The sequence below is a fragment of the Nitratireductor indicus C115 genome (assembly GCF_000300515.1).
GTDB lineage: Bacteria > Pseudomonadota > Alphaproteobacteria > Rhizobiales > Rhizobiaceae > Nitratireductor > Nitratireductor indicus.
Window position 1 is genome coordinate 38,126 of sequence record NZ_AMSI01000010.1, and the last position, 16,210, is coordinate 54,335.

18 protein-coding genes are annotated in these 16,210 nt (G+C 61.3%); 4 read left to right on the plus strand and 14 right to left on the minus strand.

The window, feature by feature from the left end:
* Positions 1-8: 8 nt before the first annotated feature.
* From NA8A_RS14920 to NA8A_RS14950, 7 genes are all read right to left on the minus strand, one after another.
* Positions 9-1,007 (minus strand): Ldh family oxidoreductase, encoded by a 999-nt coding sequence (locus NA8A_RS14920; RefSeq protein WP_009451163.1) that lies wholly within the window; start codon positions 1,005-1,007, stop codon positions 9-11.
* Complete coding sequence (locus NA8A_RS14925) at positions 1,004-1,936, minus strand: hydroxyacid dehydrogenase (protein ID WP_009451164.1); 933 nt, start codon at positions 1,934-1,936, stop codon at positions 1,004-1,006. The genes NA8A_RS14920 and NA8A_RS14925 overlap by 4 nt, the downstream gene beginning before the upstream one ends.
* Before the next feature lie 22 nt (positions 1,937-1,958).
* Positions 1,959-2,432: a tripartite tricarboxylate transporter TctB family protein gene (locus tag NA8A_RS24925; protein ID WP_040672715.1), complete on the minus strand. Its 474-nt coding sequence runs from the start codon at positions 2,430-2,432 to the stop codon at positions 1,959-1,961.
* Entirely contained in the window at positions 2,429-3,940 is a 1,512-nt protein-coding gene (locus NA8A_RS14935; protein ID WP_040672717.1) for a tripartite tricarboxylate transporter permease, read from the minus strand. The genes NA8A_RS24925 and NA8A_RS14935 overlap by 4 nt, the downstream gene beginning before the upstream one ends.
* Positions 3,941-4,006: 66 nt before the next feature.
* The gene (locus NA8A_RS14940; protein WP_009451165.1) at positions 4,007-4,981 is read right to left on the minus strand and encodes a tripartite tricarboxylate transporter substrate binding protein; all 975 of its coding nucleotides are present in this window, start codon (positions 4,979-4,981) and stop codon (positions 4,007-4,009) included.
* A 122-nt stretch (positions 4,982-5,103) separates the two neighbouring features.
* The gene (locus tag NA8A_RS14945; RefSeq protein WP_009451166.1) at positions 5,104-6,285 is read right to left on the minus strand and encodes a UxaA family hydrolase; all 1,182 of its coding nucleotides are present in this window, start codon (positions 6,283-6,285) and stop codon (positions 5,104-5,106) included.
* An 18-nt stretch (positions 6,286-6,303) separates the two neighbouring features.
* The gene (locus NA8A_RS14950; RefSeq protein ID WP_009451167.1) at positions 6,304-6,591 is read right to left on the minus strand and encodes a UxaA family hydrolase; all 288 of its coding nucleotides are present in this window, start codon (positions 6,589-6,591) and stop codon (positions 6,304-6,306) included.
* Between the two features lie 169 nt (positions 6,592-6,760).
* Here NA8A_RS14950 and NA8A_RS14955 point away from each other — a divergent pair, with 169 nt between their 5' ends.
* Positions 6,761-7,468, plus strand: coding sequence for a GntR family transcriptional regulator (locus tag NA8A_RS14955; protein ID WP_009451168.1), 708 nt, complete (start codon positions 6,761-6,763; stop codon positions 7,466-7,468).
* A gap of 74 nt (positions 7,469-7,542) precedes the next feature.
* On the opposite strand, the gene NA8A_RS14960 is transcribed toward NA8A_RS14955, so the two are convergent.
* The 3 genes from NA8A_RS14960 to NA8A_RS14970 all read right to left on the minus strand — a co-directional run bounded on the left by NA8A_RS14960 (position 7,543) and on the right by NA8A_RS14970 (position 10,247).
* Positions 7,543-9,114, minus strand: a complete 1,572-nt coding sequence (locus NA8A_RS14960; RefSeq protein ID WP_009451169.1) for a GMC family oxidoreductase — start codon at positions 9,112-9,114, stop codon at positions 7,543-7,545.
* A gap of 41 nt (positions 9,115-9,155) precedes the next feature.
* On the minus strand, positions 9,156-9,698 hold the full coding sequence (locus NA8A_RS14965; protein WP_009451170.1) for a hypothetical protein: 543 nt from the start codon (positions 9,696-9,698) through the stop codon (positions 9,156-9,158).
* A 153-nt stretch (positions 9,699-9,851) separates the two neighbouring features.
* A complete protein-coding gene (locus NA8A_RS14970) occupies positions 9,852-10,247 on the minus strand; it encodes a VOC family protein (RefSeq protein ID WP_009451171.1) in 396 nt (131 codons plus the stop codon).
* A 200-nt stretch (positions 10,248-10,447) separates the two neighbouring features.
* On the opposite strand from NA8A_RS14970, the gene NA8A_RS14975 reads away from it, so the two are divergent.
* Complete coding sequence (locus NA8A_RS14975; protein ID WP_009451172.1) at positions 10,448-10,768, plus strand: ribbon-helix-helix domain-containing protein; 321 nt, start codon at positions 10,448-10,450, stop codon at positions 10,766-10,768.
* A gap of 16 nt (positions 10,769-10,784) precedes the next feature.
* Here the strand turns inward: NA8A_RS14975 and NA8A_RS14980 are convergent, their stop codons facing one another.
* From NA8A_RS14980 to NA8A_RS14995, 4 genes are read right to left on the minus strand one after another with little or no spacing between them, the layout of a single operon-like run.
* Positions 10,785-11,108, minus strand: coding sequence for a hypothetical protein (locus tag NA8A_RS14980; RefSeq protein WP_040672719.1), 324 nt, complete (start codon positions 11,106-11,108; stop codon positions 10,785-10,787).
* 30 nt (positions 11,109-11,138) lie between these two features.
* The gene (locus NA8A_RS14985) at positions 11,139-12,215 is read right to left on the minus strand and encodes a hypothetical protein (protein ID WP_009451174.1); all 1,077 of its coding nucleotides are present in this window, start codon (positions 12,213-12,215) and stop codon (positions 11,139-11,141) included.
* Positions 12,215-12,622, minus strand: coding sequence for a hypothetical protein (locus NA8A_RS14990; RefSeq protein ID WP_009451175.1), 408 nt, complete (start codon positions 12,620-12,622; stop codon positions 12,215-12,217). Before NA8A_RS14990 ends, NA8A_RS14985 begins: the two co-directional genes overlap by 1 nt.
* A gap of 8 nt (positions 12,623-12,630) precedes the next feature.
* Positions 12,631-14,145 (minus strand): FAD-binding oxidoreductase, encoded by a 1,515-nt coding sequence (locus tag NA8A_RS14995; protein WP_009451176.1) that lies wholly within the window; start codon positions 14,143-14,145, stop codon positions 12,631-12,633.
* 318 nt (positions 14,146-14,463) lie between these two features.
* On the opposite strand from NA8A_RS14995, the gene NA8A_RS15000 reads away from it, so the two are divergent.
* Both NA8A_RS15000 and NA8A_RS15005 read left to right on the plus strand, forming a co-directional pair.
* Positions 14,464-15,405: a 4-hydroxy-tetrahydrodipicolinate synthase family protein gene (locus tag NA8A_RS15000; RefSeq protein WP_009451177.1), complete on the plus strand. Its 942-nt coding sequence runs from the start codon at positions 14,464-14,466 to the stop codon at positions 15,403-15,405.
* A gap of 96 nt (positions 15,406-15,501) precedes the next feature.
* A complete protein-coding gene (locus NA8A_RS15005; protein WP_009451178.1) occupies positions 15,502-16,209 on the plus strand; it encodes an aspartate/glutamate racemase family protein in 708 nt (235 codons plus the stop codon).
* Position 16,210: the final 1 nt, after the last annotated feature.

The window sequence follows — 16,210 nt, forward strand, 5'->3', positions numbered from 1 at the left end:
TTCCCGGCCTATCGGCCAAGCGCCTCGATTTGAGCCAGAAGCGCATCGTCCACGGGAATACCGTTGGCGATCATGTCAGCCTTCAGCTTCTGCCGGCGGCGGCCGGGAAGGCGCGTACCTTCCATACCTTCGATGGCGCTTGCCAGAACGGCAAAACGCTCAATCGCCCCCGGGCCGAAGGCTTCCGGATCCATGGCGATGATGAGCTGGCCCGTTCCCGGCGGCGTGCCCTCGCCGTCGAAGAACGAGGAGGCATCATAGGCGTAGTTCGCGCCCGTCAGGCCGGCGCACAGCATCTCCACCATGATCGCCAACGCAGTTCCCTTGGCGTCTCCCATGGGCACCATCGTGCCGGCCATGCCCTGAGCGGGATCGGTCGTCGGATTGCCATCCGGATCGAGCGCCCACCCCTCGGGAATGGACTTGCCCTGCTGATGCGCGGCCATGATCTTGCCGCGGGCAACCTTCGAGAGCGAGATATCGATCACCACCGGATCGGCGTCGCCGAGCGGCGCGGCAAAGGCTATCGGGTCGGTGCCGAACAGAGGCCGCTTGCCGCCCCATGGCGCCATGGCCGCCGGCGCGTTGGCGACAAGGAGCGCCACGAGTCCCTTTTCCGCCAGCCGCTCCACGATGAGGCCGGCCACACCGCAATGGTGCGAACGGTGGATGCCCGCCATGGCAATACCCTGCGAGCGCGCGGCATCCGGCAGCCAGTCGAGCGCCAGATCGATGGCCGGATAGGCAAAACCATAGGCCCCATCCACCGACAGTGCGCCGGGGCGGTGATTGACGGCAGTCGGCTTGGCCTTGCCATCGACCTTGCCCGAAAGCGATTGCGCACAATAGGACGGCATGCGGCGCAACCCATGTCCCGCCTGCCCCGCAAGCTCTGCGCCGATGAGCGCCCGAGCCACCGACACCGCATTGCCGGCACTCGTCTTGCAGCGAACCAGCGTATCGGACGCCAGCGCGACGGCCTCGTCGACCGAAAGATGCCTGCTCATGAATTTCCCCTTAAATGCTTGAGCACCGCCTCGGCCGTGACCCGGCTGACGCGGACATTCGATTCTTCCGTGACACCAGCGATATGCGGCGTCAAAACGAGATTGCCGATGCCGGCGAAGCGCCTGCCGCTCTCCGCATCGAGCGGCTCCTTCTCGAACACGTCGAGTGCTGCTCCTGCGAGCTTGCCTGCCTTCAAGGCGGCGCAAAGCGCGTCCTCGTCCACCACGCCCCCACGCGCCGCATTGATGAGCACGGCGCTGTCCTTCATCAGTTCCAGCACCTTGCCATCGATCATGTGCCGGGTCTCCGTCGTCAGCGGTGTGTGCAGACTGACCACATCGGCCTCCGTCAGAAGTGCATCCAGCGAACGATTGCCCACGCCTTTCCAGGCGGCATGATCGGCGGGCAGAAATGGATCGAAAGCGATCACCGGCATGCCGAGCGCGCCCGCACGGCGCGCGACCTCGCGTGCAATGGCGCCGAAGCCCACCAGCCCCATAACCCGCCCCGAAAGCTCGCCGCCGATCAACGCGTTGCGCGGCCATTCGCCCGCGATCACGCGGTCGGTGGAAAGATAGGCCCGGCGCAAGAGCATCATCGCGGTCGCAATGACATATTCGGCGACCGAAAGGTCATTGGCACCCGTCGCCGGGAAAACTGCAACGCCCCTCGCCTTGCATGCATCGACGTCGATATTGTCGAGGCCGACGCCCAGACGCCCCACACACTCAAGGCTTCCCGCACCTTCAAGCAGTGCACCGCGCACCTGCGTGCGGTTGCGAACGATCAGCGAGCGGGCTGATGCAGCCAGCTTCGCCAGTTCCTCTGGCTTGTCCACCAGATCGGGATCGTAGTGGGTCTTGAAGTCACGGGCGAGGAGGTCGACCGCCGCCTGATCCATGAACTCGGATATGATGATGTCGTGCATTTTGATCCGTTGGTGTTGAACGTCAGAAAAGAAGGCCTCTGGGCATGGGAATATTGAGCACATTGCCCATCAGGAAATAGAAGCAGACCACCATCGCCAGAACCGCGGCGAGATAGAGCGCCAGGCGATAGGGCGATGTCCGCCCGAACAGGCCGGTGAACATCAGGATGGCGCAGGCGGCCAGACTGGTCACGAACATGCCGATCACCGGGAAGAGCAGTGCCCAGGCGATCATCGTGAAGAGCAGCGTCATGCGGCGCCCGAGCCCTTCGGCCTGCTCGCTCACGCTCGATCCCTTTTCGACCGCCTCGCCGCTGCGCCCGGTGAGCGCCATCACGATGTGAAGCAGCGCCAGAACCGCCATGGCAGCCCCGATGGTGCGTGGAAACATTGCCGCAAGCGGCGACATATTGAGGCTCGCGATGAAAACCGCCGCCCCGATTGCAGCAAAGAAGGCGGAGCCGACGGCGCCTGCAATGTCTTTCTGACCGTTCATGGCTTCACCCCGTTTCCGGATTTGCGAAACTGGCGCAGCAGCGGCAGGCCGAGCGTAACGACGATCAGCGCGACAATGCCCCAGCTGATAGGCCGATCAAACAGGAGCTGACCCCAGAAATTGTCCCGGGCCCCACCGATCATATAGGCGCGCATGAAACCCTGCTCGGCGATCTGGCCGAGGACAAGCCCCAGAACGATCGGAGACGGGCCATAACCTGCGAGCCCCAGAAGCCAGCCCAGAACGCCCATCGACACCATCACAACCACATCATGCGGGTTCGAATGAATGGCGAAGCTTCCGACTACGGTCATGAAAGCGATCAGCGGGACGAGGAGCGCTTTCGGCGTGTTGACGATGAAGCGATAGGCATAGCGGCCGATCAGCAGGCCAAGCGGCAACATCATGACGGTCGCGATAAGAAGCCCGAACATGAAGATGTAGACGATGCCGCTCTGCTGCGTGAAGAGCTCAGGCCCGGTGCGGATGCCCTGCACCAGAAGGGCGCCGAGGATCACGGCATCAGGCGGCGTGCCGGGAATGCCGAGCACCAGTGTGGGAATGAAGCCGCCGCCCACCGTAGCGTTGTTGGCGCTCTCCGTCGCCATGATGCCAGCGGGTTCGCCTTTCCCGAAACGCTCCGGATGTCGGCTGGAGCGCCTGGCTTCCGAATAGGAAACCAGTGAGGCGATGGACCCGCCCGCTCCCGGCAGGATGCCGATCAGCGTGCCGATCACCGACGAGCGCAACAGATTGAAGGCATTCTGGGCACACAGGCCAAGCGCCTCGAAAAGCCGAAAGCCGCGGCCAAGCGGCGCCGGCTCCAGATGCCGGTCGGGACGCGCGACAAGATCGATCAGCACCGGAATGCAGTAGAGGCCGATCAACGCAGAAACGATATCGATGCCGCCCAGAAGCGCCGAGGAGCCGAAGGTGAAACGTATGTCACCGCCGATGACGGCAACACCGATCATCGACAGGACGAGGCCGAAGGCCCCGCCGATCAATCCTTTCAGCACATTGCCCGTGGAAAGGCTGGCGATCAGCGTGAGGCCGAGAATGGCAAGCCAGAAATATTCGCTCGACTGGAAGGCGAGCGCGATGTTCGCCAGAAGCGGCGAGAGCGTCATCAAGAAGATCGCGCCGACGACACCGCCCACCACGCTCGCCAGCGTTGCCAGCGTCATGGCGAGGTCGCCATCGCCGCGCTTGGCCATGGGATAGCCGTCGAACGTGGTTGCAATGGCCGATGGTGTTCCCGGCGTATTGACGAGGATCGCCGCATAGGCGCCACCATAGATCGCGCCCGTATAGATCGCCCCAAGCATGATCAGGCCGGATGCCGGATCCATCGCGAAGGTGAACGGCACGAGGACCGCGATCGCCATCGTCGCCGAAAGGCCGGGCAAGGCGCCGATGACCGTGCCGAGCACCACACCGACAAGCGCCAGAAGAAGATTGAAAGGGCTGAACGCCTGGGAAAGAACGAAGCCGAAGTCGAAAGCCAAGGCAAGCTCCCTGAAAACGCCGAAACAGAGGGAGCCGGCGATCCCACAGGATCGCCGGCAGCGATGCTACTTCAGCGATCCGAGCTGACGCGCGATGTCCTCATAGAGTTTCTTGCGCTCTTCCATGAACGCGCCGACCTTGTCATAGGGCACGTTGAGCATGGCAAAGCCCGCCTGTTCCATCTCCTTGATGAACTCGGGATCGGCATTGATCTTTCCAATGATGTCGGACAGCTCCTTGCGCACATCCTCCGGCGTCGAGCTCGGAACGGCGATGCCGCGATAGGCCCCGCCGGTCATGTCGATGCCGAGTTCCTTGAAGGTGGGCACATCGGGGAAAAGCGGATGACGCTCATCCTGCGCCACGGCCAGCATGCGCACCTTGTCGCCCTGTCCCGCTGCAACTGTGGTGTAGCCCCACAACAGATCCACCTCACCGCCGAGCAGTGCCGGTGTCGTGGCACCCGTTCCCGTGTAGGGGATGTAGGTGAGCTGCGCACCGGTCAGATTGGTGAAGAGCTGGTTGGCGATGTGGTTGGCGGTGTTGGTGGCGACGCCCCCGACGGTCAGTGAACCCGGTGCGGCCTTGGCCGCATCGATCACCTGCTGGACGGTCTCGAACTTGCTGTCGGCGCGCACCAGAAGCGCGTCCGGCGTGAAGTGGAACATATAGATGTTGGTGATGTCGTCGGTCTTGTAGCCCGGATCCTGCAACAGTGGCTGAAGGATGATATGCGGCAGGTTGGTGCCCATGATCGTGTAGCCGTCGCCGACCTGATCGTTGAGCACGGACCATGCCTGGGCCCCGCCGGCGCCGGCCTGGTACTGGATGATCAGGTCCTGCCCGGTGAGCTTCTTGAAATAAGGCTGCTGGAGACGCGCGGAAACATCGCTTTCGCCACCTGCGTTGAAGGGGATGATGTAATTGACCGGTTTGTCCGGGAACGCCATTGCGGTCCCCGCCGCAAGAAACGCCATTGCGGTCCCCGCCGCAACAGTGAGAACGGCGGTGGCCGCAAGAAGTTTGAGTTTCTTCAGCATTGCATTCCTCCCATTGAATGACTTGATGATGTCTCACTCCGTTCCGTCTGGAGAACCCGTTCCTCCCTGGGTCCGCAAGACAAACAGAGCCCCGCACGTGGCGGGGCCCTGCGTGGGGTAAATCAGGCGCTGCGATAGAGCTTCGTCATCACGAACTCGCGATGACCGAGCGCTTCGGCAGCCGTGCTGCGACCGTTCGAGGTCCGCACGATCATGTCGATCAGCGCGTCGCCGGCTTCGTCGATGGTCATGTCGCGACGCAGGATGCCCGACACGTCAACATCCACATGCTCGCCCATGGTGCGCACGGTGCGCGGGTTCGCCGTGATCTTGATGACCGGAACGATCGGATTGCCGATCACGTTGCCCTGGCCCGTCGGGAAGGTGTGCACCACATAGCCACCGGCAGCCATCAGCGTCACGCATTCCGCGGCAGCCGAAGAACTGTCCATGAAGTAGAGGCCCCTGCCCGACTTCGGAGCTTCGGCCGGCTCCAGAATGTCGATATAACGCGAGGTGCGGCCGATCTTTTCCAGATTGCCCAGAGCCTTTTCCTCGATGGTGGTCAGGCCACCCTCGATATTGCCCTTGGTCGGCTGGCTTTCGGAAAGGTCGTCGGTCTGGTGGGCAAAGATGACGTCGTCCTGATAGGCCTTCCACATCTTGTACCAGCGCTCGCCGACTTCCGGATTGATGGCGCGGTCCTTGCAGATATGCTCGGCGCCAGTGATTTCCGACGTCTCGCCAAAGCAGCCATAGATGCCTTCCGGCAGCAGCTTGTCATACATGTTGCCGACGGTCGGGCAGGAGCCGAGACCGGTGGTTGTGTCGCTCTCACCGCATTTGGTGGAGACCCACAATTCCGAGATCGGGCATTCCTCGCGCTGCAACTCGGAAGCGTAGTGCACGAATTCCTTGGCCTTGCGCGACGCGTCCATAATGGTCTTCAGATCGCCGTTCTGCTCGATCGAGAAGGCGGCGACGGGCTTACCGGTCTCGGCAATGCCGTCGGCGATGCGCTTGGTCCAGCCCGGTTCGATGCCGATCACGATCACGGCTGCGACATTCGGGTTCGCACCAGTGCCGATGATCGTGCGGAAATGCAATTCCAGATCCTCGCCGAACTGCAGACGGCCATAGGCGTGCGGCAGCGCGATGGTGCCCTTGATGTTGTTGGCCACAGCCTCGCAAGCCGCGTTCGAGATATCGTCGACCGGCAGGATGACGACGTGATTGCGCACGCCCACCCGGCCATTGTCGCGGCGATAGCCCTTGAAGGTAAGATTTCCGTATTTCGACGCCATTTCTACAGTCTCCCCGGCCTACCAGCGCTTCGTCTTGAGATTGTGGACATGCACGTGGCCGCCCTTCTTCACGTCAGCGACGAACTTGCCGATGTCCTCGCCGTATTTGATGGCGGTGTCGCCGGCCTTCACGTCGCTCAGCGCGACCTTGTGGCCGATGGGTACGTCGTCATGAACCGGCATCTCGAAGCTCGAATTGTCGTGCGTCACGACGCAAAGCATGTTGGTGCCTGCCTTCAGGTTCTCGACAACGACGACACCGACATTGTCCTTTTTTTCATGAACAAGCAGGTGGGGAATGGTCACGAATGCTCTCCTCTCGAACGGTGGCCAAAGAGACCGGGCTTCCTTCACCCAAGTCTTATATAAGATATAAGATAGAAGAGAGTGGAAATGTCAACAGGCCTGCGCTAAGGATTCTGCAGCGCTGGTGCTAAAAGGGTTGGGAGAAGCCGCGTTGGAAGAGAGCAGACCCATGGAATACAAGCCCCTCTATATGCACATCCGCGACCAGCTGGTTCGCCATCTGGTTGATGGGAGCTGGGCGCCGGGCATGGTGATTCCAAGCGAAATGGAGCTCGCGCGCCAGCTTCAGGTCAGTCAGGGCACTGTTCGCAAGGCTCTCGACACGATGACGGCGGACAACCTTTTGGTGCGCAAGCAGGGCAAGGGAACCTTCGTCGCGGAACCCGAAGATTCGCGCATTCTTTTCCAGTTCTTTCGCCTTGTGCCCGACGATGGTCCTTCGGCTTTTCCACAGTCCTCGGTGATCGAGTGCGAGGAAAGCGGGGCGAGCGAAAGCGAGGCGACCGCACTCGAGATCGAGCCGGGCGCCCCGTTGTGGCGCATCCAGCGCCTGCGCCATCTGGCAGAGCGCTGCATCCTGGTTGAGACGATCTGCCTGCCCTCGGACCGGTTTCCGGATTTTCCCGATCTCGGCCAGATCCCCAACAACATCTACCAGCTCTTTTCGATGCGCTGGGGCATCACCATCGCCCAGGCCGAGGAGCGCCTGAAGGCGGTGCTTGCAGAACCCGCCGATGCCCGCCTGCTGGCTTGCGAACCGGGAACGCCTCTCCTTCGCATCCACCGCATCGCCCGCGACCTGGAAGGGCGCGCGGTGGAACTGCGCATATCGCGCTGTCTGACCGACGACATCCACTATGCGGTCAACCTGCGTTAAGAAATACGCGGTCAACCTGCGTAAAAAAAGAGGGGCCGAAGCCCCTCTTCCTGGCATCTTTTGGCGCAACCCGATCAGATCGTGCCGGCCGCCATCTCCTGTGCGATGTAATCGGCCTGACGGATCGCCAGCGAAACAATGGTCAGTGTCGGATTTTCCGCCCCGCCCGTCGTGAACTGGCTGCCGTCAGACACGAACAGATTCGCGATGTCATGCGTCTGCCCATGTTTGTTCACGACGCCATCGGAGGCCTTTTCGCTCATCCGGTTGGTGCCCAGATTGTGGGTCGAGGGATAAGGCGGCGTCGGAAACGTGCGGATCGCCCCCACGGCTTCATAGAGAGCGCGGCTTTGCGCATAGGCATGGTTGCGCATTGCGACATCGTTCGGATGGTCATCGAAATAGACGTCCGGGATCGGCATCCCGTGTTCATCCTTCATGTCCGCATGCAGCGTGATGCGGTTCTTCTCCTGGGGCATGTCCTCACCAACGATCCACAAACCGGCCATGTTGGCGTAGTTATCGAGAGCCGAGGTGAAGGAGCGGCCCCAACCGCCCGGATCGAGGAATGCGGCCATGAACGGAATGCCGAGCGACAGGGTTTCAAGCTCATAGCCACCGACGAACCCGCGCGACGGGTCATGCCTTGCCTCATCCCGGATGATGCCTGCCATGGTCGTACCGCGATACATGTGAACCGGCTTGTCGAACACGGCATAAACCGACCCGGTCGTATGACGCAAATAATTGCGCCCCACCTGACCGGATGAGTTGGCCATTCCGTCCGGGAACATTGAGGATGCCGAGTTCAGCAACAGGCGCGGGCTTTCGATGGAATTGCAGGCCACGCAGACAAGCCGCGCCTTCTGGAAATGCTGATTGCCGTCCTTATCGGCATAAAGCACGCCGGTCACCTTGCCGCTGTCGTCATGCTCGATTTTCAGCGCCATGGACTGCGGCCGCACCTCCAGCTTGCCGGTCGCCTCGCCCTTCGGAATTTCCGTGTAGAGCGTCGACCATTTGGCGCCCCATTTGCAGCCCTGGAAACAGAACCCCGTCTGCTGGCAGGCCATGCGATCATCACGGAAGTCGGAATTGATCGCCATGTTGCCGGTGTGGCATTCCTTGTAGCCGAGCTTGTCCGCACCGGCCTTCAACACCTTGAAATTGTTGTTGCCCGGAAGCCCTGCGATCCCGTTGGTGCGGGTCACCCCCATCTTGTCTTCGGCCTTGGCGTAATAGGGCTCGAGTTCGGAGAGCGTGATCGGCCAGTCGAGAAGGTTCGCGCCGTCCACCTTGCCGTAATGGCTGAGCGTATGGAACTCATGTTCCTGAAAACGCAGCGATGCGCCCGCCCAATGGGTCGTGGTTCCACCCACAGCCTTCACGATCCAGGCCGGAAGGTTCGGAAAGTCCCGTGCAACACGCCAATCGCCCGAGGTCGTGCGCTTGTCACCCCAGGAGAGTTGGCCGAAACTCTCCCATTCGTCATTGATGAAATCCTCGTATTCGATGCGTTTGCCGGCCTCCAGGATCACCACGTCGATGCCCTTCTGTGCCAGCTCGTTGCCCAGAGTGCCGCCGCCGGCGCCCGATCCGATGATGACGACGACGCCGTCGTCGTTAAGGTCATAAGGTGCAGCCATAATTTCCTCCCGTTACGTCGATGTTCCAGAAATCAGGCTGACTACAGCCACTCGATGTCATCGAAGCCGCGGTTGATGTAACCACCCTTCGAATAGGATTCGCCCTCGTAGCCGAACAGCGGCCATACCTCCTTCTGATTGTAGAGACCGGTCACGAGCCCGCCCCGCACGGTCTGGAAGAAAGGCGACGTTTCGATCTGGCGCAGGATATCGACGCGGTCGTCTTCCCAACCGAGCCCGCGATAACCGCCTGTGCCGGCCCGCTTGTCGAGATCGGCGACACCTCCCTCGACCATCTCCCTGAACGTGGCATCCTTGCCGGCCTGCTCGTCATAGGACTTGACGGCAATGGCGTAGAAGCGGTCCTCGATGTGATCGTGGGGATAAATGTCCCGCGCCATCTGGATAAGCGTGGCGACTGTTTCAGGCGCAAGCCCGCTCGTCTCCAGCCCCCAGGCGAATTGCGGGCTGATAACGGCGCTGCCGCTGATCACCAGCATCGCGCCGAGACCGGCCTTGCCGCCGCGCCGGAGCACGTCACGGCGCGAAAGGCCGCGCGGCTTTGCTTCATAGACTGTGGTCATGTCTTCCTCCCTTGCTTGCTGAAGCGCCTGGCAGCGCCCGTTGCTGGCTGTTGGCGCCACCCTCCTCCTAGGGAAAGGCGCCAACAGATATTCTCGCGGCAGCGCCGCGCATCGCGCTTACCGAAAATCGCTCTCGATTCTCGGGCCAATGCGCTAGCGATAGCGGCCGTGCTTCTGCAACACCTCGATCTTGTAGCCATCCGGGTCGGCGACGAAGAAGAAGCGGGCAAGAAGCGCACCCTCACGCTCAAAGGCGACAATGTCGCGCGGCTCAAGGCCGGCTTCCTTGAAACGGGCATGCTCGGCATCGAGATTGTCCACGGCAACAGCCAGATGCCCATAGCCGTCGCCAAGCTCATAGGCTTCGCTACGCCCCTTGTTGATGGTCAGTTCAACCTCGAAATCGGCTTCGTCATTGCGCAGATAGACCAGCGTAAACCCGTCGAAATCGAAGCGGTCCGCAATCTCCAGGCCGAATGCCGTCCGATAAAAGGAAACCGACCTCGCCTCGTCCAGAACGCGGATCATGGTGTGAATGCACTTGGCCAAAACGCCTCCGTATCTTCTCTGTCCGGCGCGCCGATATGGCTCGCCGGCTTGCGGTTCGCGATGATGTCGGTGATTATGGCTGTTGATGCAGGCTTGTGGTGGCAACGGGCTACCACGCATCGAAAGTGATAAGGCCGTATCAGTGTGCAGGGCCGTGGAATCGCGTGGCGCTGCGCGCGTCAGAGGAGGAGTTCGACCAGATGTGCAAGGTTTTCGCTGAACAGGATCCGCAAGGCTACAAGCAGATCAACCGCTCGCTGCGGATCGGCGGCCACTCCACCAGCATTCAGCTTGAGGCGGCGTTCTGGGAGCTTCTGGATGAAATCGCCGCCTCGCAGAACATGTCGACCCCACGTTTCATCTCGACACTCTACGATGAAGCGCTCGAGGCCAATGGTGCGATTCCGAACTTCGCTTCCATGCTGCGCACAACCTGCGCGCTCTATCTTCGCGGCCACCAGCCGGAACCCGAAACGGCAAGCCCGATTGCCCCCATCGCGCTTCAGGCCGGGCACGCCTGAGGAAAGTTGAAAAAGGTCAGAAGCCGGCGGGAAGCGTTATTTCCTGCGAAAGCGCCAGACAGCCATTCTTACGAAAGGGCAGAACAAGAAGCGCGCCGGACGCATAAAGCCTGCGCACATAGTCTGGCCTGTCGCTGACAACCACGGCATAGTGCCCTTCCCAGCGCAGGATGCTGACATCGGCGGGCAAATTCGCCGGCGAACCGGCTGGCGGTCCCACAACCAACGCCGCCGGAGCTTGCCCTGTCACGGCAAAGACAATGGCGAACATCGCCACGATGCCCGCCATCAGGCCCGCCGTTATCCCAACTCCCCTCGCAATGGCTGAAAATCCCGGCATCCGACTTGTCTCTTGGCGGCCGAAGCCACCTCAGTAATCGAAAACATGTTCGATACCGGGGTCCGCAACCGGCACCGCACGCATCATATCACCGAGATCCTTCACTTTCACCGAAAGCAGCACCCGCCCATTGCCAAACCCGGCACGTGCAAAGCGGGCAATCGTTTGCCCCTTCGGCAAGCCCGTCACGGCAGCATCGGGAGCCACCGTAAAGCTGACCATGACATCGTCATTGCCGGCGATTTCCTCAATGCTACCGCCAGCCTTCGCGATCTCGGAAAGAATGTGGGTGAAACGATCATAGCGCGGGCTCTCGATCAAGAATCCCTGCGGCAGTTCCTCGACCACGGTCACATCGGAAATACCTTCAAGTGTCTGCCTGGACAGGCCCGATACCACGCTGAAGATAGTGAGTTTCGCCTCGCCCGTGGCTTCCACCGCACTCGCGATTGCACCTGCATAGGCGATCTTGGCCTTCCATTCGCCACCAAGGGCAAGACGGCGTTCCCAACCCCGCAGGAGCGAAGGCATTGGCGCGGACCACAGATCGTCCACGGCCTTGGCAAAATCATATTTGTACCAGGGCACCTGGCGCAGGAAGGCTGCATAATCGGCAGCCATGTCACGCGCCACCACATCCTGCGGCGTCTTTTCCGCCCCGCGAAGAAAGGCGAAGAAGCGGCCAAGCGTTTCCTCATAGGCAGCCTTCAGCCCCATCTCCAGAGTGAAGCTCACGCCGATGGTGGCAATGGTCATACGTGTCGCGCTGTCAGCACCGCCATGGGCATCGGCGACACGCATCAGGGCACAGTCCGCTTTCCAGAAATCGCGAATGCTCTCCCAATAGTCAAAACCGTGCTCGTCGCCGTTCTTCAGCGCTTCGGCAAGCCCGTCATAGGCATAGACGATGTGCCACTCGGGATAGGTCAGATAGGTGTTTGCCTCGCGCCGTTGCCGCTCCGGCGACGAGATCAGTGGCGCATAATCCTGTGTGGGCGGCTCGGCATGGCAAAACGCTTCCACATAGGCGGCCGGGCTCAACAGCGCGACGACCAGAAGAAGCAGGGCGACGAGCCCACCGCCCACCCATTTCAGGAAACGCCGCATCAGGGCGCTTCTCGGGCAAAAAGATAGCTGGAAACAATGGCAACACCGCCAAGGAAGAGATGCGGCAGATTTGCCAATATCTTGAAGCCGAGCGGCAGATCCACGATGCCGTAGTTGACAATACCGAGATCGAGATACCCCGACCCCGTGACAAGGCCCAGCAGCCCGTCGCTGAAATAAAGGATGCCGAAATAGAAAAGGAAATTGCGTGCCGCACGCGCAGAAAGCAGAGCAGCAATTCCCGCCCACAGCGCAGACGCCAGATGCAGGCTGTCGTCATAGATATCAAGCGCAAAAATGCCAAAGGCCCTGCCCTGCGCATCGGTCAGGCCGGGAACATAGTTGAGGGCCGCCGCGCCGAGCAGCGCCAGCGCGTAGAGCCCCGATATAAGTCGCAACCTGGACATGGCTTTCCTCAAATCCTCGATAGATAATTGTCCCACAGTCCATTCCGGAAAAGGAGCCCGGGATCGGCTTCCTTCTTTCCAGCAACGAAGGCTTTCGCGCGTGGATAGGCCCGCTCGAACTGATCGAGCCGGGCATGCGGGCGATAAGGCAGATAATAGCTGCCGCCGATAGCGATGACGCGCTCGATCAGCGCCTCGGTCATGCGCGCCATATCCGCCTCGCCGCGCACCGTCTTTTCCTGGGAGAAAAGCATGACGGCGGCGATACGCGGCTCGCCCGCATAGGCAAGCACGCTCTCCCTGTCCGTATTGACGTAGCGAAGCGTGATATTGAGAAGCTGCTGGTAGGAAGCCGGGATAACGGCCTTGCAGGCTTCCACGAACTCCGCAAAGCGTGCCGGTGCAACGAAATATTCGTGCAGGATGTCGGTGCGCGACGGATCGCGGTCGTCGAGCGTGACGACGGGCTCGTTCATCAGGCTGTTGCGGGTGGCCATCCCCGCGATGCGCGGATTGAGTGCCGCCTCGGTCCACCAGCGGAAATGCTTGACCCCATCCGAGCCGAGCTGGGCGCGGAAGATATCGCGTGCCACACGGCTGGCAAAGCCCGAGCCTTCCGCCTCGGGAATGGCGCTCTGGTCGTCTGCAGGGCGATAGGTGATCAACAGGGCGTCGTCGAAAAACCGGTCGAGCGAGATATCCATGCGTCCATAGGCCATCTGGATGGAAGGATCGCCAGCCAGCACCTCGGCGAAACGCGCGCCGAGCGCGGTTCCCGGCAACCGCTCGAAACGCGGCTCGAGCAGTGCGTTCGGCACCATGTCGAGCTCCATCTCCGTAATGACCCCGAAAAGCCCGTAACCGCCCATCGCCAAATTGAAGAGTTCGGAATTGCTCGTGCGTGAACAATCGACGAGCGCGCCATCCGCCATGAGCATGCGGATCGAACGAACGGTCGATCCGCACCCGCTGAACGGAACCGGCCAGCCATGCGCATTGACCGCGAAAGTACTCGCCACGCCGAAATCATTGTTGGACTGCATGACCGCCGGCGAAAAACCGATGGCATCGAGCCTGGAGATGATTGTGGACCAGCGCGCGCCCGCCGCAACCCGGTAGGTACGAGCGGCCGTGTCCGCTTCCAGCCATTCCTGATCGAGCGTCAGCACGGAACCGTTGCGCGCAAGGCTCTGCGCGCCCATGGAATGACGGGCTGCGCTGGCAATGAAGGAATGCCCGGCCGTCTTGGCCTCCGCCATCGCTGATCGGATCGCTTCGACAATGGCCTGCTCCGGCCTTTGCGTAATGGTGATGTGGCGCGCAACCGGGGTCGGGCAAAGCTCGCTTGCATCGTTGAGAAGCGCACGCCCCTCGCCAGCCCGCGCCTCTGCCGGGAAAAGCGGACCGGGGTCATTGGAGGGTTTCAGCAAATACCGACCCGCCACGGCGCCCGCGATGGCCGAACCGCCAACAAGCAGGGTACGTCGGGTAAGACTGCTTTTCCTGCGCGAAGCCCCACTCATCTCATCAACCTCGTCAGTCTGCACAACCGGGAACAATTGCCGACAGAAACGATTGCCAGCGGGAACGATAACAGCCGGCGCAACCTAATGTTGACATGCGAGTCGATCAAATCATTACGGAAATTAACCGTCCAGACGCCACTTTCGCAGTGGAAAACAATGTCTTGGAGCCCCTGCTGCACGATATTTGATCTGTACGGACGGGCATTCACGCAGCCGCCGCCAGAGTTGACGAACGATCATTTCAAATGTACGTTTCAATTAAGAAGATGAGACCATAAGGCCGGCCCTCCGGACCACAGAGAGGAAGCAATCGCGATGACGAAAATGCGGATCGAAGGCTCCTTCGTAGCCATGATCACCCCGTTCAATCAGGACGGCACAGTGGACTTCGCCGCGTTCGAGGAACTTCTGAAGTTCCAGCGCGACAACGGCACATCGGCCGTCTTCCTTCTCGGGTCGACGAGCGAGATTTCCATGCTCAGCCTGGAAGAGCGCCGCGAGATCATCACGCGCACGGCCAGGATGAAATCCGGCGGCATGAAGCATTTCTATGGCTGCACCGGCGGCGACACCGCCAGCACGATCGAGATGCTGCATTATGCCAAGGCCGAAGGCGCCGATGGCGCGATCCTCTCCGCCCCCGCCTACATCTGCGCGTCCGAAGCTGACATCGAGGCCTATTTCCTTGAAGCCGCCGATTCCATCGAACTGCCGATGGGCATCTACAACAATCCGCCGCGCGTGAAGACCGATCTGGGCCACGAGGCGCTGCTGCGGCTGTTCAAGCATCCGAATTATGTGGTTCACAAGGAATCGACCACGCGCGTCGGCCAGGTGGGTCAGATTCTCGCCGCAGAGCCGGACGTTTCGGTGATGTGCTGCGATTCTCCCAATCTCGGCCTTGTCGTCCCCACCATGACGCTCGGCGGCCACGGTACGGCGAACATGACCGGCAACATCGCTCCCGCCGAGATCGCCGCGCTTTCCAAGCCCTGGAAAGAAGACAGCGACGGCATGGAATTCCGCAGGAACTATCTGCGTCTCCTGCCGCTTCTGCACTATACCTATTCGGCCACGAACCCGGTTGCCGTGAAATCCCTGATGCGGGCCATCGGCCTGCCTTCCGGCGACCTGCGGCGTCCATTGACCGCGCTTCAGGGCCCGGCACTTGAGCGCGGGGTTGAAATCGTCCGGCGTCTCGGCCTTCTTGAAAAATACAATCTCCCTGGCATGCCGCTCGGCATGGCGGCGGAGTAACCGCCCGCTGCCCTGGGCGATTTGCCGGGATGGTTTATACCAGCCCGGCCCTTTCTTCCCGCGCTGTCGGCGCATTCTATTCGAGATCACGGTTCCATGATTACCGGCACGTCGGAACATTGCATCGGCATTCTCATCCTGGACACCGCCTTCGAGCGGATACCGGGGGACGCCGGCAACGCCACCACATGGAACTTTCCTGTCCGCTACAAGACGGTCCGCGATGCGAGCGCGTTGCGTGTCATCGACGGCCAGGCGGAAGGCCTGCTCGATGCATTCATCGAAGCGGGGCACGAACTGATCCGCGACGGTTGCAGCGCCATAACCACCACTTGCGGCTTCCTTGCGCTCTATCAGGAGCAACTTGCCGAGGCCCTTCCCGTGCCCGTGGCGACATCGAGCCTGTTGCAGGTTCCCGTCGCGCGCCGCCTTCTGGGGCGCGGCCGCAGGGTCGGTGTGCTTACCATGGATGCCTCACGTCTCACACCGCGCCATCTGGCATCGGTAGGGATCAACGAAACGATACCGATGGAAGGCTTGCCCCGCGACGGCGTCTTCTGGAAGATGATCGCCGAAAACGCCCCTATCGACCCGGAAGCGCTCCAGGCGGAAGTGCTCGAAGCGGGCGAACGCCTGCTCTCGCGCGAGCCGGAAGTCGCGGCCCTCGTGCTCGAATGCGCCAACATGCCGCCCTATGCCGCTGCCCTTGCGGCACGGTTGCAGGTTCCCGTATTCGACATCGTGACCATGGTCGACTGGCTGGCAGCGGGCCTCGCCCCCCACCGTTATCCTTGGGGGGCATGAC

What these genes read in the sequence shown, in the direction of transcription:
- NA8A_RS14925 (WP_009451164.1), bottom strand. Translation starts at nt 1,936, where the DNA reads ATGCACGACATCATCATATCCGAGTTCATGGATCAGGCGGCGGTCGAC.
- NA8A_RS14940 (WP_009451165.1), bottom strand. Translation starts at nt 4,981, where the DNA reads ATGCTGAAGAAACTCAAACTTCTTGCGGCCACCGCCGTTCTCACTGTT.
- NA8A_RS14955 (WP_009451168.1), top strand. Translation starts at nt 6,761, where the DNA reads ATGGAATACAAGCCCCTCTATATGCACATCCGCGACCAGCTGGTTCGC.
- NA8A_RS15000 (WP_009451177.1), top strand. Translation starts at nt 14,464, where the DNA reads ATGACGAAAATGCGGATCGAAGGCTCCTTCGTAGCCATGATCACCCCG.
- NA8A_RS24925 (WP_040672715.1), bottom strand. Translation starts at nt 2,432, where the DNA reads ATGAACGGTCAGAAAGACATTGCAGGCGCCGTCGGCTCCGCCTTCTTT.
- NA8A_RS14990 (WP_009451175.1), bottom strand. Translation starts at nt 12,622, where the DNA reads ATGTCCAGGTTGCGACTTATATCGGGGCTCTACGCGCTGGCGCTGCTC.
- NA8A_RS14975 (WP_009451172.1), top strand. Translation starts at nt 10,448, where the DNA reads ATGTGCAAGGTTTTCGCTGAACAGGATCCGCAAGGCTACAAGCAGATC.
- NA8A_RS14960 (WP_009451169.1), bottom strand. Translation starts at nt 9,114, where the DNA reads ATGGCTGCACCTTATGACCTTAACGACGACGGCGTCGTCGTCATCATC.
- NA8A_RS15005 (WP_009451178.1), top strand. Translation starts at nt 15,502, where the DNA reads ATGATTACCGGCACGTCGGAACATTGCATCGGCATTCTCATCCTGGAC.
- NA8A_RS14920 (WP_009451163.1), bottom strand. Translation starts at nt 1,007, where the DNA reads ATGAGCAGGCATCTTTCGGTCGACGAGGCCGTCGCGCTGGCGTCCGAT.
- NA8A_RS14965 (WP_009451170.1), bottom strand. Translation starts at nt 9,698, where the DNA reads ATGACCACAGTCTATGAAGCAAAGCCGCGCGGCCTTTCGCGCCGTGAC.
- NA8A_RS14980 (WP_040672719.1), bottom strand. Translation starts at nt 11,108, where the DNA reads ATGCCGGGATTTTCAGCCATTGCGAGGGGAGTTGGGATAACGGCGGGC.
- NA8A_RS14995 (WP_009451176.1), bottom strand. Translation starts at nt 14,145, where the DNA reads ATGAGTGGGGCTTCGCGCAGGAAAAGCAGTCTTACCCGACGTACCCTG.
- NA8A_RS14945 (WP_009451166.1), bottom strand. Translation starts at nt 6,285, where the DNA reads ATGGCGTCGAAATACGGAAATCTTACCTTCAAGGGCTATCGCCGCGAC.
- NA8A_RS14985 (WP_009451174.1), bottom strand. Translation starts at nt 12,215, where the DNA reads ATGCGGCGTTTCCTGAAATGGGTGGGCGGTGGGCTCGTCGCCCTGCTT.